This window comes from Oleiphilus sp. HI0061, assembly GCF_001635675.1.
This window is the reverse complement of sequence record NZ_LWFE01000593.1, coordinates 1-1,080: the sequence shown is the minus strand read 5'-3', so window position 1 is coordinate 1,080 and position 1,080 is coordinate 1. Positions and strand designations below refer to the sequence as shown.

The 1,080-nt window shown below is 44.9% G+C and carries 1 pseudogene; it reads right to left on the bottom strand.

Annotated elements, in window-relative coordinates:
- Positions 1-1,061, bottom strand: a pseudogene (locus A3735_RS07720) (RNA degradosome polyphosphate kinase); the annotation flags it as partial.
- Positions 1,062-1,080 lie beyond the last annotated feature (19 nt).

Below are 1,080 nucleotides of genomic sequence, written 5' to 3'. Positions count from 1 at the left end.
AGGGCAGCGTGTCGAAGAAAATCGATAACTGGTGTAAAGCTCTGGAAGGGGTGGTGCAGAAGAATATCTTTCTGTTTTATAGTTGAAAAAATATTGCTGCTTTTCTTTAAAGGCTTTGGCAGGCCTGGAGCGAAGGCCGGGTAGAGTAGTTCAGGTTTGTCGACTAAATCTGGTAGTTGCATTAGGCGAGAAAGGTTAACCGGGCCTCGCACTTGATACAGTTCATCTTTACTCAGTTTAAACTCTTTGAGCAAGAAAGAGATCAGATGCTCTGGGCAGTTGTCTGCAAGCTCTAATCTAACAGCGTCACCAAAACGTCTCGAGAGCAGCTCCCCTTTTAATGCAGAGGCCAGATCCTCCATATCTTCTTGTTCAAGTTCAAAGTCGGCATTTCGGGTTAAACGGAATTGGTAACAGCCTTGCACTGACATGCCGGGAAATAGTTGGTCAACATGAGCGTGAATAATTGAAGATAAGAATACCAGTTCATCACCCTTGGAAATCTCCGCAGGTAATTTAATAAGCCTGGGTAAAGAGCGGGGGGCGGGAACGATTGCCAGGCCGGTTTCACGACCGAAAGCATCTTTGCCGTCCAGCTCTACGATAAAGTTTAGACTCTTATTTACCAGGCGAGGAAAGGGGTGTGAAGGGTCGAGACCGATGGGGTTAATAATCGGTAGTACTTCGTTATCGAAATAATTAGCTAACCATTCATGTTGAGCTTCACTCCATTCCTGGCGTCTTAGAAAACTGATCCCCTCTTTTTTTAACTCAGGCAGAAGCACATCATTCAAAATCTCATACTGTTCACGAACAAAATCTGTCGCGATATGTTTGATTTTTTCTAGGGTTTGTTCAGGGCTTAGTCCGTCAGGCCCAATTGTCTCCCGACCAAATTTGATCTGATGTTTTAGGCCGGCCACACGAATTTCAAAAAACTCATCCATGTTGCTACTGAATATGCAGCTAAACATCAGACGGTTGAGGAGAGGGTGCGATGTATCAATCGTTTGTTTGAGCACGCGATGGTTGAACTGCAGATGGCTTAGTTCCCTGTTCACGTAGTATTCGTGGTTAAGG